This window comes from Salmonella sp. 32020114201800008SM (genome assembly GCF_017572025.1).
Taxonomy (GTDB): domain Bacteria; phylum Pseudomonadota; class Gammaproteobacteria; order Enterobacterales; family Enterobacteriaceae; genus Salmonella; species Salmonella enterica.
Genome location: NZ_JAGEQM010000005.1, coordinates 92,996 through 108,920 on the forward strand (window position 1 = coordinate 92,996; position 15,925 = coordinate 108,920).

Below are 15,925 nucleotides of genomic sequence, written 5' to 3' on the forward strand. Positions count from 1 at the left end.
GGCTGCCGTTTTTTATTTACAGGCTCACATTAACCTGCAAGATCGATCTTTTTCCGCGCCTGCCCAACAGCATCGGCGGCCCGCAATGCCGCCTGCACAGCCTCCGGCGTAATGGTAAACGGCTCGTTGTGTATCGTTTCCCCAGTTTGACAAGACGCCCTGGCAACGGCCAGCAGTTCATCATCGCTAACGCCAGCCAGACCAATATCCGCCAGCGTGGTGGGCAAGCCTATATCTTCACAAAATTGATAAACCTCCTCGATAAGCTCAGGCGCTCTATCGGTGAGCATAAGCATTGCCAGCGTGCCAAACGCAACCTTTTCCCCATGCCAGTATTTGTGCGTGGCGGGCAGTACTGTCAGACCGTTATGAATGGCGTGCGCCGCCGCCAGCCCACCGCTTTCAAAACCAAGCCCGGATAATAGCGTATTCGCTTCGATAACATGTTCGAGCGCCGGAGTAACCTGATGTTGTTCACAGGCAAGTTTCGCCAGGCGTCCATAGCGCATTAAGGTGGTGTAGCAAAAGCGCGCCAGCTCAAATGCGGTCATCGGTCCTGGCCTGGTGGTCATATTGCCGGCCCCTTTGATGCGGCAATCTTCCGCTTCAAACCAGGTTGCCAGCGCATCGCCTATCCCGGAAACCAAAAAGCGTACCGGCGCGGCAGCAATAATACTGCTGTCCACCAGCACAAGCGTCGGGTTACGTGGAATCATCAGGTAGCGTTTGAATTTCCCTTCTGGCGTATAGATAACAACCAGTGAACTGCACGGCGCATCCGTTGAGGCCAGAGTAGGAACCACGGCAATAGGCAGCCGCAGGCTGGCGCCGGTTGCTTTTGCCGTATCCAGGGTTTTCCCGCCCCCCATACCAACAATCACATCGGCGCCAATTTCCTGCGCGCGTGCGGAGATGCGAGCAATTTCCTCATCACAGCACTCGCTACTGAACACTTCGATATCAAATTCAATCACCCCGTGCAGTGCTGTTGCAACTGTATCCCGGTAGGTGTTGTGAACAACAGGATCCTGCAAAATCAGCGCCTTATGACCGAGTGCGGCCAATTCCTGCGGGAGATGCGTTGTCAACGCTCCTTTACCCTGAACATATCGTGACGGAAAGATCGCGGTAGTAACCATTGTTTCTCCTTAAAAAGCATTAAAGTTCAATATACAGAACACAAATTCCACATAAAGAATTTAATGCTGTTTACTCTGAACGCACAATGACCAGGTGAGAGCATAATCTTATCCTGTGAGGCAGCGCACAATTTTGGCGATGTATTAGACCGATGAGCAGTTTCCATTGGGTTATCCGCTCTTTCTCACCTTATCTCCGTTCATTTTTGAAGCAAATCACAAAATATAACCTTCCTTAGAGTATGGAATTGACGCTGTATGAATACGTCGGCATAGTGTCAATATACAGAACAGCAGTTCCATATACAGAACACATTTTTGATACTAAAGGGATGCAATGATGAGCATTGAAATAGAGAAACCGACCACACGAGGGCGCTGGCTGCATATTATTCCAGCCACGATCCTCGTTTATATCGTGGCCTATATGGACAGGACCAATATCGCCATTGGGATCGCAGGCGGCATGGATGAAGATTTAGGCATGACGGCTTCTTTTGCCGGTCTGGTCGCCGGGATCTTCTTTATTGGTTATATCTTCCTGCAAATTCCCGGCGGTCAGATAGCCGAGCGGCTAAGCGCCAAGAAGTTAATTGCCTGGACAATCGTCGCCTGGGGGGGCTTTGCCCTGCTGACCGGTTTTGTTCAGACACCGACGCAGTTGTTGATTATCCGCTTTGTGCTCGGCGTGGCGGAAGGTGCTGTGTATCCCGCCATTCTGGCGCTGATTGGCCACTGGTTCCCAAATGAGGAGCGCGCCAGGGCTATCGCCTATTTCCAGATGAACCTGGCCGTCGCTTCTATTATTACCGGGCCGCTTTCCGGCTGGCTTATTGAAACCTACGGCTGGCGGGAGATGTTTATCATCGAAGGCTTGCTCTCTCTGGGACTGCTCTTTGTCTGGCTACCTTTGGTTTCCGATCACCCGCATCAGGCAAAGTGGCTGGATCCGAAAGAGCGCGCCTGGATCGAACAAAAATTGCTGGCCGATCGCGCGTTGAGTATTGGCGGAGAACAAAGCAGCATTCGCGGCGTATTAAAAAGCATCAACCTGTGGAAGCTTGTCGGTATCTATTTCTTCGTACAGGTCGGCTTCTATGGCTTCGCGCTATGGATGCCAAATCTGATTAAACACCTGACCGGCAGCGGCATGACCATCGTTGGGGTACTCACCGCGGCGCCTTACGTTCTGTGCATTATCGGTCAGTATTACATCGCCAAATGGTGTGATAAAACGATGAATCGCCGCCTTTACACGGCTATTCCTCTGCTGGGTTTCGCGGTCTGCCTCGCCCTCTCCTTATTACTGAAAGATAACGTCTGGCTCGCCTACGGCATGATGGTCATTTGCGGATTCTTCCTGCAAGCCTATGCCGGTCCATTCTGGACGCTGCCGCCATTACTCTTCGCCCCCAACGTTCTGGGCGGCGTGCGCGGCACGATCAACGCCCTGGGCAACATCGGCGGCTTTATCGGTCCGTACCTCGTCGGGCTGTTAACGGTGACGTTCTCGCAAACAGCAGGAATGACCGTACTGGTTGCCGCCCTGCTTATCGCTGTTGGACTGCTTTTCAGCTTACCTTCTGTTACCGCTCGTCCTGCAGGTAGCAGCAACACACCTAACACCTCGACGCCGGGTGCGTCACTTAAACAGGAAGGAATCGCCAAATGAGCCAAAAATGTCAACATGCTCGCGACCTGTGGTCGCAGCTCGACGCCCTGCGTCTTGGAATGAATTACAGCAAAGAAGATGTCAATAAACTGCAGGTCCTGGTGGATGATTGCTATGGCGAAAGTCATCCGGGCAGTTTCCATCTTAACCAACTGGGCGATGAAGCCGTGCTGGGTGTTCATGAAAGCGGCGGGCGCGCGGTCCGTCACCATGTGACGGATATCTGCGACGGCTGGGGTCAGGGCCACGATGGGATGAACTACATCCTGGCATCTCGAGAAGCTATTGCCAACATGGTCGAAATTCATGCCTCAGTGGTGCCTTATGATGCCGGTATTCTGATCTCAAGCTGCGATAAATCTATCCCGGCGCATCTGATTGCCGCCGCACGCCTGAACCTGCCGCTGCTGCATATTCCCGGCGGTTCTATGCGTCCGGCACCGAATATGAGTACTTCTGACCTCGGCGGGATCACTGCTAAGTTGAAGAAAGGCGAAATCGGCATTCAGCAAGTGGAAGCCATGCAGCAATGCGGTTGCCCCACCGCCGGAGCCTGCCAGTTTATGGGAACGGCCAGTACCATGCAGTGCATGTCGGAGGCATTGGGGCTGGCCCTGCCAGGCAGCGCTTTGCTGCCATCGACCCTGGCGGAAATTCGCCGCGTTGCCAGAACTGCAGGCCACCAGGCGCTGTATCTGGCGGAGAAAAATATCACCACCCATAAGATCCTGACTCCTGCGGCGTTTGAAAATGCTATCAAAGTCCATGCTGCTATTGGTGGCAGCACCAATGCGATGATCCACCTTCCGGCCATCGCTCATGAACTTGGATGGGAGCTGAAGCCCGAACTGTTTGATCGGATCAATAACGAAATCCCTTATCTGACCAATATTCAGCCCAGCGGTGAATACGTTACCGAAATGATGTGGTTCGCTGGCGGCGTGCCAATGGTGCAATGGTATCTGCGCGATTATCTGGATCTTGATGTTCTTACCGTGACTGGCCGTACGCTCGGCGACAACCTGGAAATGCTCCATCAATCCGGCTTCTTTACACGCAACCACGGTTACCTCAACAATTACAAAGTCAGCCCGGAGGAGGTGATCCGTAAACCAGAAAATGCCACCAAAAAAGGGTCGATTGCGGTACTGAAAGGCAACATCGCGCCTGAAGGAGCGGTCATTAAATACGCGGCCTGTGCGCCGGATATGCACCACCATACCGGTCCTGCTCGGGTCTTTAACTCCGAAGAAGACGCTCAGCAGGCCATCATCCATAACCATATCGAACCCGGCGACGTCATTTTCATTCGCTACGAAGGCGCAAAAGGCTCTGGCGCACCGGAAATGCTGATGACCACCGATGCCATCGTGTATGACAAACGCCTCGACGGAAAAGTCGCATTGATTACCGACGGTCGTTTCTCTGGAGCGACCAGCGGGCCATGTGTCGGACACGTCTCGCCAGAAGCCGCTGATGGCGGGCCGATTGCCCTGGTGGAAGATGGTGATTTAATCGAAATGGATGTGAAAGGCCGCAAGCTCAATATTGTAGGGATCGACGGGATGCCTAAAACAGAAGAGGAAATACGCCGCTGTCTTGAAGAGCGTCGAGCAAGCTGGAAGAAACCTGATTATTCAAACCGTCGCGGCGTCTTTAAACAGTTCACCGCTAATGCAACATCATTAATGGCCGGAGCCTGGCTTAAATAATATCCCTGGCGGGCTACGGCTCGCCTGTTTTAAGGATCAATACATGACTCAGATTACGAAATTTCACGGCGTATTTCCGCCAGTTCCGACCATTGTTAATGCGCAGGGAGAGTTAGATAAAGTCGGCATGGCAACCTTGCTGGATCATCTTATTGCAAGCAAGGTCAATGGCGTATTACTGCTGGGCAGTGGAGGGGAATTTTGCCATATGACCAATGCGCTGCGTCTGGAAACCGCAGAGTTTTGCGTCCGTCATATTAACCGCCGTATTCCAGTACTATTAGGTATTAGCAGCACCAGCACGCAGGAAGTGATTGAGTATGGTCAGCATGCCGACCGACTCGAAGTCGATGCCGTGCTGGTACTCAATCCCTACTATGCCAGATTGACCGATGAGTATATTTATCATCATTTCAAAACCGTGGCTAATAACATAAAAAGCCCGGTGATTCTCTACAACTTTCCAGCATTGACGGGACAGGACCTTAGCGTTGATTTAATTACCCGGCTGGCGCAAGATCACCCCAATATTATCGGCATTAAGGATACCGTTGATAATATCAGCCATATTCGTGAAATCATCAATAATGTCAGGCCAGTGCGTCCGGACTTCGTTATTTTCTCCGGCTATGATGAATATATGATGGATACGCTTATCTTAGGCGGCAACGGCGGGATCCCAGCGACAGCGAACTTTGCGCCGCAGCTAACCTGCGGGATCTACCGTGCGTGGTGTGAAAAAGAGTATGAGACAATGTTCGGATTACAGCGCAGGCTGTCCGCGCTTTCCACTATTTACAGCCTGGATTCACCTTTCTTCGGGATAATCAAAAAGGCAATTCAGCTTAGCGGAGTCGATATTTCAACTCATGTAATGCCCCCCGTTTTGCCGGCAAATGAAGAACATATTTCGAATTTGAAGCAGGTCTTACAGCGTGCGGGACTTTAAGCGATGACGAAAGCGGGCTTCTTGCCCGCTATGTCTTTTTATTTCAGCACATCAGGCGCGTCAGGCTACGGCTGGCATCCATCATCAGCGTAGCAAGCGACTCGCGTTTATCATCGGGGATCTGGAACGTAACGCCGGATACGCTCAGGGCGGCGATCACTTTCCCCTGCGTATTGAATACCGGCACCGCAATGCAGCGCACGCCAAGGGAGTCTTCTTCGTTATCATAACCCCAGCCGCGACGGCGAATTCCTGCTAACTCCTGCTTAAGGATATTCACATCCGTGATCGTCGTATCCGTAAAACGCGTTAATATCTGATCTGGAGGCAGCAACTCCTCCAGCTCTTCCCCGCTAAGCCATGCAATCAGCACCTTTCCCAGCCCTGAGCTATGTAATGAGAGGCGCTTGCCCTCCCAGCTTCGAATCACAATAGCCTGTGGGCTTTCGACTTTCAGAAGGTAAATAGGGGCATCGCCCTCCAGAACGCCAAGATGGCAGGTCAGGCCGGTGTTATCGCGAATCTCTTCAAGAATCGGTAACGCGATTTTTTTAATATCGTACTGTTCCGCCGCTTTATTACCTAATTCATACAGGCGTAGCCCCAGATAATACTTGTCTTTTTCCTGGCGTAATAACCCATGCTCCACCATGCCGTTGAGCAAAGATGAGGTACTGCTTTTCGCAATCCCTGAATTTTGATGGATCTGGGTAAACGTTGCGCCATCGCACTCCAGAAGGTAAGCAAATACGCGCATAATTTTATCGAGAGCCGGAATAGATGTCGTAATCTTTTTCATATTATTATCAATTAATTATGGATTTTTCTGCTAATACTATACACCAGTACTCGACCCTTTTTCCATGACAGAGACCAAGTGCCGCTAACAGATTCAGCAGACGAATATCGGCATACCCCCCGAATATACCACGATAAAAAACGGGGCCGTTTGGCCCCGTTCTCAAGCGTTAAACCGCTACAACCGCACCGGATCAATATGCCAGATATTTTCGGCATACTCTTTGATGGTTCTGTCCGATGAGAAGTAGCCCATATTGGCAATGTTGAGCATCGCTTTCGTCGTCCATTCTTCCGGGCGACGATACAACTCATCCACCTTATCCTGGCAGTCCACGTAGCTGCGGTAGTCCGCCAGCACCTGATAGTGATCGCCAAAGTTAATCAGCGAATCTACCAGATCGCGGTAACGGCCTGGCTCTTCCGGATTAAAGACGCCGCTACCAATCTGCGTCAGTACCTGATGTAGCTCTTCATCTTTTTCATAATAGTCGCGAGGCTTATAACCCTGCCTGCGCAACGCTTCCACCTCTTCGGCAGTATTACCGAAGATAAAGATATTCTCCTCGCCGATATGCTCCTGCATCTCTACGTTCGCGCCATCCAGCGTACCAATGGTGAGCGCGCCGTTCAGGGCAAATTTCATATTACTGGTGCCGGAAGCTTCTGTCCCTGCCAGCGAAATCTGCTCAGACAGGTCGGCAGCGGGAATGATCACCTGCGCCAGGCTGACGCTGTAGTTCGGGATAAACACTACTTTCAGCTTGTCGCCAATCTGCGGATCGTTGTTAATCACTTTCGCCACGTCGTTGATCAGATGAATAATGTGTTTTGCCATGTAATAGGCGGAAGCCGCCTTACCGGCAAAAATATTCACCCGCGGCACCCAGTCGGCCTCCGGATTTTCTTTAATGCGGTTATAGCGGGTAATGACATGCAGTACATTCATCAACTGCCGCTTGTATTCGTGAATACGCTTAATCTGCACGTCGAATAACGCTTTAGGGTTCACCACCACATTCAGTTGTTGCGCTATCACTACCGCCAGCCGTTTTTTATTTTCCAGCTTCGCCTGACGCACCGCATGATTGACCAGCGGATAATCACAATGCTGCTTCAGCTCGCTGAGCTGGCTAAGATCGGTACGCCAGGTACGACCAATATTCTCATCCAGCACGTCAGAAAGCGGCGGGTTTGCCAGCGCCAGCCAGCGGCGCGGCGTAACGCCGTTAGTGACGTTACAAAAACGGGTCGGGAAAATCTTCGCAAAATCCGCGAACAGCGACTGCACCATCAGGTTGGAATGGAGTTCAGAAACGCCGTTGACTTTATGGCTGACCACCACCGCCAGCCAGGCCATCCGTACCCGGCGACCGTTCGACTCATCAATAATCGACGCGCGTCCAAGCAGGCTGGTATCGTTGGGATATTGCTCCTGCACCGTTTTCAGGAAATAGTCGTTAATCTCGAAGATAATCTGCAGGTGACGGGGCAGAATTTTCCCCAGCATATCGACAGGCCAGGTCTCCAGCGCCTCGCTCATCAACGTATGGTTGGTATAAGAGAAGACCTGACAGCACACCTCAAACGCGTCGTCCCAGCTAAATTTATGTTCATCAATCAGCAGGCGCATCAGCTCAGGAATTGACAGCACCGGATGCGTATCATTGAGGTGAATGGCGATTTTATCCGCCAGATTCTCATAGGTTTTATGCAGTTGATAATGACGGTGCAGGATATCCTGTACCGTCGCCGAGACCAGAAAATACTCCTGGCGCAGGCGTAGCTCTCGTCCGGAATAGGTGGAATCGTCCGGATAGAGCACCCGTGAAACGTTCTCAGAGTGGTTTTTATCTTCCACCGCCGCAAAGTAGTCGCCCTGGTTGAATTTACCGAGGTTGATTTCACTACTGGCCTGCGCATTCCACAGCCGCAGTGTGTTAGTGGCGTCGGTGTCGTAACCGGGGATGATCTGATCATACGCGACGGCCAGAATCTCTTCCGTCTCAATCCAGCGCGCTTTTTTACCTTCCTGCTGAATGCGCCCGCCAAAAAGCACCTTATAGCGCGTATTATGGCGCTTGAACTCCCACGGGTTGCCATATTCCAGCCAGTAATCCGGAGACTCTTTTTGCCGCCCGTCGACAATATTCTGCTTAAACATGCCGTAATCGTAGCGAATGCCGTACCCGCGGCCCGGTAATCCTAGCGTCGCCAGCGAGTCCAGGAAGCAAGCCGCCAGCCGTCCTAAGCCGCCGTTGCCAAGCCCTGGGTCATTCTCTTCATCGATCAGCTCTTCGAGATCTAAGCCCATGGCCTCCAGCGCGCCTTTAACGTCGTCATAAATGCCCAACGAGAGCAGCGCGTTAGAGAGAGTACGACCAATCAAAAACTCCATCGACAGGTAATAAACCTGCCGGGTTTCCTGCGATAATTGGGCTCGATTAGAACGCAGCCAGCGCTCCACCAGACGATCGCGCACCGCGAACAACGTGGCGTTCAGCCATTCGTGTTTATTGGCAATGACCGGGTCTTTACCAATCGTAAACATCAGCTTATAGGCAATAGAATGCTTAAGCGCCTCAACGCTGAGAGTGGGCGATGCATAAGTAAACGGAGCATTCATATAAATGATTCCTGGATGACTATTTCAAGCGATAGTACAGCTCGCGGTATGATTTCGCGGCAACTTGCCAGCTAAAATCCATCGCCATCGCCTGCCGTTGTACAAACCGCCAAAGCGAAGGCCGTGACCACAACACAAAAGCACGCCGAATCGCGCGTAGCAACGACCAGGCATTACTGTCTTCAAAGACAAAACCGCTGGCGATACCGTCCGCCAGATTTTCCAGCGAACTGTCGGAGACCGTATCGGCCAACCCCCCGGTACGCCGCACCAGAGGCAGCGTGCCATACTTTAAGCCATATAACTGCGTTAAGCCGCACGGTTCGAAACGACTGGGCACCAGAATAACGTCCGCGCCGCCCATAATGCGATGCGAGAAAGCTTCGTGATAGCCGATCTGTACGCCAACCTGCCCTGGGTGTTCCGCCGCCGCCGCGAGGAACCCTTCCTGAAGCACCGGATCGCCCGCGCCGAGTAGCGCCAACTGCCCGCCCTGCTCCAGCAGCCCCGGTAACGCCTCCAGCACCAGATCCAGACCTTTCTGGTTGGTCAGACGGCTTACCACGGCGAACAGCGGCACTTTGTCGTTAACCTTCAACCCCATCGCAATTTGTAGCTGACGTTTGTTTTCCGCCTTCTCTTCCAGGGTATCGCGCGTGTAGCGCGACGCCAGCAGCAGATCGGATTCCGGGTTCCAGATCTTCTCATCCACGCCGTTCAGTATGCCGGACAAGCGCCCTTCCAGATGACGCTGACGCAGCAGGCCTTCCATACCATAAGCAAACTGCGGTTCAGTAATTTCACGCGCATAGGTCGGGCTCACCGCCGTTATATGGTCGGCATAGTACAAACCGGCCTTCAAAAAGGAGAGTTGTCCGTTGAACTCCAGCCCATGCATATTAAAGAATGACCACGGCAGTTCGATGTCATCCATATGCTTTGCATAAAACATGCCTTGATAGGCCAGGTTGTGTACGGTAAAGACCGATTTCGCCGGCCGCCCGCGCGCCGCCAGATAGGCGGGCGCCAGCCCGGCGTGCCAGTCATGGGCGTGCACCACGTCGGGGCGCCAGAATGGATCAAGTCCGCAGGCCATTTCACAGCCGACCCACCCTAACAGGGCAAAGCGCAGCACGTTATCGGTATAGGCATATAAATTCGTATCGTGATAGGGACTGCCTGGACGCTCGTACAGATGCGGCGCGTCGATCAGATAAATGCCCACGCCGTTATAATGCCCGAACAGCAGCGATATCTTACCTGCGAAAGTATCGCGGCGGCTCACCACATGCGCGTCGGGTATCCCCCGACGGATATCGGGAAACCCTGGAAGCAGAACGCGAACATCAACACCATCCGCAATTTGTGCCGCAGGCAACGCGCCTATCACATCCGCCAGCCCCCCAGTCTTCAGCAGGGGGAACATCTCTGAACATACATGTAAAACCTGCATTATCGCTCCTGTTTGACCTGCAGTTTGCGCAGCATTTCACGCGTGACCAGTACAATACCTTCTTCTGAACGGTAGAAACGACGAGCGTCCTCTTCCGCATTTTCACCAATCACCATGCCTTCCGGGATAATACAGGCACGGTCAATAACACAGCGACGTAAACGGCAGGAGCGCCCTACCCAAACCTCAGGTAACAACACTGCCGAATCAATATTACAAAAAGAATTTATTCTCACCCGTGGGAAGAGCACAGATTGCACCACCACCGAACCGGAGATAATGCAGCCGCCGGAGACCAGCGAGTTCAGCGTCATACCGTGGCTACCGGAGCGGTCCTGCACGAATTTCGCAGGCGGTAGCGATTCCATATGCGTACGGATAGGCCAGTTCTGGTCATACATATCCAGCTCCGGCGTCACCGAGGCTAAATCCAGGTTCGCCTTCCAGTAAGCTTCCAGCGTACCTACATCGCGCCAGTACGGTTCGGCTTGTGGATCGGACTGCACGCAGGAGAGCGGGAAAGGATGCGCGTAAGCCATACCTTCGCGGGTGATTTTGGGGATAATGTCTTTACCGAAATCGTGGCTGGAAGCGTCATCTTTATCGTCTGCCGCCAGCAATTCATACAGGTAATCGGCGTCAAAAACGTAAATGCCCATACTGGCCAGCGATTTGCTGGCGTCACCAGGCATTGCGGGGGGATTCGCCGGTTTTTCGACAAAATCAATAATCTTGTCGCTTTCATCGACCGCCATCACGCCGAACGCCGTCGCTTCTTTGATCGGCACCGGCATACAGGCCACCGTGCAACGCGCGCCCTTTTCAACGTGATCGATCAACATACGCGAGTAGTCCTGCTTGTAGATATGATCGCCTGCCAGGATGACGACATATTCCGCTTTATAGCGACGAATAATATCCAGGTTCTGGGTCACCGCGTCTGCCGTGCCGCGATACCAGTTTTCGCCCTTCATACGCTGTTGGGCTGGCAGCAGATCGACAAATTCGTTCATCTCTTCGCTAAACAGTGACCAGCCGCGCTGAATATGCTGCACCAGCGTATGGGACTGATACTGAGTGATCACGCCGATACGGCGAATCCCGGAGTTCAGACAATTAGATAAGGCGAAATCGATGATGCGGAACTTCCCACCAAAGTGGACGGCTGGTTTGGCGCGTTTGTTCGTTAAATCTTTTAGACGCGTGCCGCGGCCGCCGGCCAGGATTAGGGCAACAGATTTCAATGGCAGCTGGCGCGCCAACATTACACGATCGTTCTTCTCTAAACTCACCATGATTAACTCCTTTTTTATCCTCTCTGGAACACACACAGTCCATGCGCAGGTCCCTGCCAGACCGCCGTTATCACCGGATTATCCTCTCCAGCGAATGGGGGAACGGCGCGCCATTCCCCTTCGGGTAAAACTATATCTGTCACCTCAAGCGTGGCATTTATCGCAATCAGAAAACGGTCCGACAACAGAATTTGCATCAGCTTAGGCCCGTTTTGCCACTCATCCGCACTCAAGGGTTGCGCGTTTTTATTCAGCCAACGCACGTTGCCATCGCCTTCTTCCCACCAGCTATTGCCGGTTAAAGCCGGTATCTGCTGACGCAAACGAATCAGCGCGGCGGTAAACGTGGTTAACCCACGATTTGCCTGCTGCCAGTCCAGCCAGGTTAAGGCATTATCCTGACAGTAGGCGTTATTGTTGCCATGCTGGCTATGGCCGTGTTCATCGCCTGCCAGCAGCATCGGCGTTCCCTGAGAGAGCAGTAGCGTCGCCAGCAGGGCATGAATGCTGTCGCGCCGCCGCTCCATTAAATCAAGCGGACCGCCTAATCCTTCTTTACCATGATTGTCGCTGTAATTGCTGTTGGTGCCGTCGCGATTTTCCTCACCGTTCGCCTCATTGTGTTTCTGATTGAAACAGACGCAGTCCCGGAGCGTAAAACCGTCATGCGCCGTGAGCAGATTGACAGAGGCGCCGGGCGCGCGGCCATTGCGTTTAAACACATCGCTGGAAGCGGCGAAACGACAGGCAAACTCCCCGGTCGTCAGGTTACGCGGCAACCAGAATCGGCGGGCCGCATCGCGAAAATGATCGTTCCACTCGGCAAACGGTGGCGGAAAATTCCCGACCTGATAGCCGCCCTCGCCAATATCCCACGGTTCAGCAATCAGCTTGACCGTTGATAACACAGGACACGCTTTAATCGCGGCAAACAGCGGCGCATCCTGGCGAAACGTCGGCGTGCGCCCCATGACGGACGCCAAATCAAAACGAAAACCATCGACATGACAGGTTTCCACCCAATAGCGCAAACACTCGCACGCGTATTCCACCACGCCGGGATGGCTTAAATTGAGCGTGTTGCCGCACCCCGTCCAGTTGTGATAATCGCCATCGTCCCTTATCCAATAATAGCTACGGTTATCAATTCCGCGCAGGGAGAAGGTTGGACCGTCCAGATCCAGCTCGGCGCTATGGTTTAATACGATGTCCAGAATGACCTCAATCCCCGCACGATGCAGCGCTTTCACCGCATCGCGAAACTCGTCCAGCGCCGTCTCGGGCGAACTGGCCCAGGCGGGATGCAGCGCGAACATCGCCATCGGGTTATAACCCCAATAATTGGTCAGCCCCATACGTTGCAGGCGCGGCTCGCTGGCAAACTGCGCCACCGGCAACAGTTCCAGCGCCGTAATGCCAAGCTGTTTGAAGTACGCCACCATGACCGGATGACCGAGCGCTTTATAGGTACCGCGTATCTCCTGGGGGAGCTCCGGATGCAGGTAGGTAAGCCCTTTGACATGCGCTTCATAGATGACCGTTTTTCCCCACGGCGTGCGCGGCGCGGCGTCATCTTCCCAGTCATAATGGTCGCTGATTACCACGCTTTTCGGCGCCACCGCCGCGTTATCGCGGTAGTCCGGTTCATCGTGTCCGCCGTGCAACAGCGGATGATCTTTTAGTTCGCCCTCGACCCGGCGCGCATAAGGGTCAAGCAGTAACTTCGCCGGATTAAACCGATGCCCCTGCGCTGGCTGCCACGGGCCATGTACGCGATAGCCATAGCGCAAACCTGGCCTGGCGCCTGCCAGATAACCATGCCAGACATCGCCGCGACGTCCTGGCAGGTCATAGCGACGCTCATTCCCTCGGGAATCAAAAACGCACAGCTCTACGCGCTCCGCATGGGCGGAAAAGAGCGTGAAATTCACGCCATGACCGTCATACGTTGCGCCATGCGGCGTTGCTTCGCCGATCGCAAGCTGCGTCATTCCCCCTCCCGCATCAGCCAGATCGTCGCCAACGGCGGTAACGTCAGGTTAAGAGAGTGCTGACGGCCATGGCTTTCGATCTCATCGCTGTGCACCACGCCGCCATTGCCGGTGTTGCTACCGTGATAATGCATCGAATCAGTATTGAGAATTTCACGCCAGCGTCCCGGCTGATTGATGCCAAAACGGTAGTCGTGGCGAGGAACGGGCGTAAAGTTGCTGGCGACGATGATCTCGTTACCGGCTTTATCACGGCGTACAAAAATCAGTACCGAGCGTTCATTGTCATCGACCACCAGCCACTCAAAGCCGTAAGCATCGAAATCCAGCTCATGCAACGCTTTATGGTGGCGATAGGTGTGGTTGAGATCGCGTACCAGACGCTGAACCCCGTGGTGCCAGTTATCGCCCCCCTCCAGCAGGTGCCAGTCGAGGCTGGCGTCATGGTTCCACTCGCGTCCCTGGGCAAACTCATTCCCCATAAACAGCAGTTTCTTGCCGGGGAAGGCCCACATCCAGCCATAGTAAGCGCGCAGGTTGGCAAATTTTTGCCACGCATCGCCCGGCATACGATCGAGAATGGATTTCTTGCCGTGAACCACCTCATCGTGCGACAGCGGCAGAACAAAGTTTTCGGTATGGTTGTACAACATACCAAAGGTCAGCTTGTCGTGATGATACTGGCGGTACACCGGATCCAGCTTCATGTAGTCCAGCGTGTCGTGCATCCAGCCCAGGTTCCACTTGTACCAGAACCCCAGGCCGCCCGTTTCCGGTGGACGCGTCACGCCAGAGAAGTCTGTCGACTCTTCCGCCATGCTGACCGCGCCGGGCACCTGCTCGCCAATAATGCGGTTGGTATTGCGCAGAAACTCAATGGCTTCCAGGTTTTCACGACCGCCGAACTCGTTCGGTATCCACTCGCCCTCTTTGCGGCTGTAGTCGCGGTAGATCATAGAGGCCACCGCATCGACACGCAGCGCATCAATCCCAAAACGCTCCATCCAGTACAGGGCGTTACCCACCAGATAATTACTGACTTCACGACGACCATAGTTGTAGATCAGCGTATTCCAGTCCTGGTGATAGCCCTCGCGCGGGTCGCTGTGCTCATAGAGGTGGGTGCCGTCAAACTCCGCGAGGCTAAATTCATCGGACGGGAAATGGCCCGGCACCCAGTCGAGAATGACGTTAAGGCCCGCCGCATGGGCCGCATTGATGAAATAGCGGAAGTCGTCCCGCGTACCAAAGCGGCGGGTCGGCGCGTAGAGTCCGGTCGGCTGGTAGCCCCAACTGCCGTCAAACGGATGTTCGTTGACCGGCAAGAGTTCAAGGTGAGTAAAGCCCATCCATTTGGCGTAAGGCACAAGCTGATCCGCCAGCTCACGATAGCTCAGCCAGAAATTGTTATCCGTATGGCGGCGCCATGAACCTAAATGCACCTCATAAATCGAGATCGGCGCATCAAACTGATTGGCTTTTTGTCGTTCTTCGCTTGGCGTCACTTTCTCCGGCAGTCCGCAAATCATCGACGCCGTTTCCGGACGCATCTGCGCCTCAAAAGCATAGGGATCGGCTTTAATGCGCAGATTACCGTTCGCATCAAGCAGCTCGAATTTATACAGTTGTCCATTATGCGCGCCGGGGATAAACAGCTCCCAAATACCGCTCTCTTTGCGCAGACGCATCGGGTGGCGACGCCCATCCCAATAGTTGAATTGCCCGACAACCGAAACGCGACGAGCATTAGGCGCCCAGACGGAGAAACGGGTGCCGGTGACGCCATCCATCGTATCGGCGTGCGCGCCCAGCGTTTCATAAGGACGCAGGTGGGTGCCTTCCGACAATAGCCAGGCATCCATTTCCTGTATTAATGGACCAAAACGGTAAGGATCGTCGATGAGGTTCTGCTGTCCGTGCCAGGTCACGGCGAGCTGATAGCGAAAGAAATTTTTACGTCGGGGTAAAACGCCGCAGAAAAAACCGCGAGCGTCGAGACATTCCAGTTTGCCGACTTTACGTCCGGTTTTGGGTTCAATCACCCATACGTCGGTGGCGTCAGGTAATAGGGCGCGGACTTCTAGTCCGGCTTGGGTCTGGTGCATTCCGAGTACGGAAAAAGGGTCCGCAAAATGTCCTGCAATTAGCGCATTAATCACGTCTCTATCGATACGACTGGACATGGTTTGTCATCCTGTTTTGTGGCGTCACTCCATCTCACTGAATTCAACATCAGGTAGTGACACTTCTTTGACCTGAACGGCGCAGCACACTGTGCATCCTATCTGCG

General features: G+C 53.5%; 10 protein-coding genes. 3 read left to right on the top strand and 7 right to left on the bottom strand.

Going from position 1 to position 15,925, the window contains the following annotated elements; translation table 11 throughout:
• Positions 1–29: 29 nt before the first annotated feature.
• The gene (locus J4613_RS14625; RefSeq protein WP_000258838.1) at positions 30–1,139 is read right to left on the bottom strand and encodes a glycerol dehydrogenase; all 1,110 of its coding nucleotides are present in this window, start codon (positions 1,137–1,139) and stop codon (positions 30–32) included.
• 337 nt (positions 1,140–1,476) lie between these two features.
• Between J4613_RS14625 and J4613_RS14630 the strand changes: the two genes are divergently transcribed.
• Genes J4613_RS14630 through J4613_RS14640 form a run of 3 tightly spaced genes read left to right on the top strand, consistent with a single transcriptional unit; the run spans position 1,477 to position 5,472 of the window.
• Positions 1,477–2,811: an MFS transporter gene (locus J4613_RS14630; RefSeq protein WP_001518078.1), complete on the top strand. Its 1,335-nt coding sequence runs from the start codon at positions 1,477–1,479 to the stop codon at positions 2,809–2,811.
• A complete protein-coding gene (locus tag J4613_RS14635; RefSeq protein WP_000078494.1) occupies positions 2,808–4,523 on the top strand; it encodes a dihydroxy-acid dehydratase in 1,716 nt (571 codons plus the stop codon). The genes J4613_RS14630 and J4613_RS14635 overlap by 4 nt, the downstream gene beginning before the upstream one ends.
• Before the next feature lie 43 nt (positions 4,524–4,566).
• Entirely contained in the window at positions 4,567–5,472 is a 906-nt protein-coding gene (locus J4613_RS14640; RefSeq protein ID WP_000192194.1) for a dihydrodipicolinate synthase family protein, read from the top strand.
• Between the two features lie 43 nt (positions 5,473–5,515).
• Here the strand turns inward: J4613_RS14640 and J4613_RS14645 are convergent, their stop codons facing one another.
• From J4613_RS14645 to glgB, 6 genes are all read right to left on the bottom strand, one after another.
• Positions 5,516–6,271 carry an IclR family transcriptional regulator gene (locus J4613_RS14645; RefSeq protein WP_000724553.1) on the bottom strand — a complete coding sequence of 252 codons (756 nt, stop codon included), beginning with the start codon at positions 6,269–6,271 and terminating at the stop codon, positions 5,516–5,518.
• A gap of 177 nt (positions 6,272–6,448) precedes the next feature.
• Positions 6,449–8,896, bottom strand: coding sequence for a glycogen phosphorylase (gene glgP / locus J4613_RS14650; RefSeq protein ID WP_000993428.1), 2,448 nt, complete (start codon positions 8,894–8,896; stop codon positions 6,449–6,451).
• Between the two features lie 19 nt (positions 8,897–8,915).
• Positions 8,916–10,349 (bottom strand): glycogen synthase GlgA, encoded by a 1,434-nt coding sequence (gene glgA / locus J4613_RS14655; RefSeq protein ID WP_001197669.1) that lies wholly within the window; start codon positions 10,347–10,349, stop codon positions 8,916–8,918.
• Positions 10,349–11,644, bottom strand: a complete 1,296-nt coding sequence (gene glgC / locus J4613_RS14660; protein ID WP_000253995.1) for a glucose-1-phosphate adenylyltransferase — start codon at positions 11,642–11,644, stop codon at positions 10,349–10,351. The genes glgA and glgC overlap by 1 nt, the downstream gene beginning before the upstream one ends.
• Before the next feature lie 14 nt (positions 11,645–11,658).
• Complete coding sequence (gene glgX / locus J4613_RS14665; protein WP_000192491.1) at positions 11,659–13,635, bottom strand: glycogen debranching protein GlgX; 1,977 nt, start codon at positions 13,633–13,635, stop codon at positions 11,659–11,661.
• Positions 13,632–15,818 carry a 1,4-alpha-glucan branching enzyme gene (glgB, locus tag J4613_RS14670; protein ID WP_000098552.1) on the bottom strand — a complete coding sequence of 729 codons (2,187 nt, stop codon included), beginning with the start codon at positions 15,816–15,818 and terminating at the stop codon, positions 13,632–13,634. The genes glgX and glgB overlap by 4 nt, the downstream gene beginning before the upstream one ends.
• Between the last annotated feature and the right edge of the window lie 107 nt (positions 15,819–15,925).

Coding starts and splice junctions, on each gene's coding strand:
- J4613_RS14625 (WP_000258838.1), bottom strand. CDS start 1,139: ATGGTTACTACCGCGATCTTTCCGTCACGATATGTTCAGGGTAAAGGA.
- J4613_RS14630 (WP_001518078.1), top strand. CDS start 1,477: ATGATGAGCATTGAAATAGAGAAACCGACCACACGAGGGCGCTGGCTG.
- J4613_RS14635 (WP_000078494.1), top strand. CDS start 2,808: ATGAGCCAAAAATGTCAACATGCTCGCGACCTGTGGTCGCAGCTCGAC.
- J4613_RS14640 (WP_000192194.1), top strand. CDS start 4,567: ATGACTCAGATTACGAAATTTCACGGCGTATTTCCGCCAGTTCCGACC.
- J4613_RS14645 (WP_000724553.1), bottom strand. CDS start 6,271: ATGAAAAAGATTACGACATCTATTCCGGCTCTCGATAAAATTATGCGC.
- glgP (WP_000993428.1), bottom strand. CDS start 8,896: ATGAATGCTCCGTTTACTTATGCATCGCCCACTCTCAGCGTTGAGGCG.
- glgA (WP_001197669.1), bottom strand. CDS start 10,349: ATGCAGGTTTTACATGTATGTTCAGAGATGTTCCCCCTGCTGAAGACT.
- glgC (WP_000253995.1), bottom strand. CDS start 11,644: ATGGTGAGTTTAGAGAAGAACGATCGTGTAATGTTGGCGCGCCAGCTG.
- glgX (WP_000192491.1), bottom strand. CDS start 13,635: ATGACGCAGCTTGCGATCGGCGAAGCAACGCCGCATGGCGCAACGTAT.
- glgB (WP_000098552.1), bottom strand. CDS start 15,818: ATGTCCAGTCGTATCGATAGAGACGTGATTAATGCGCTAATTGCAGGA.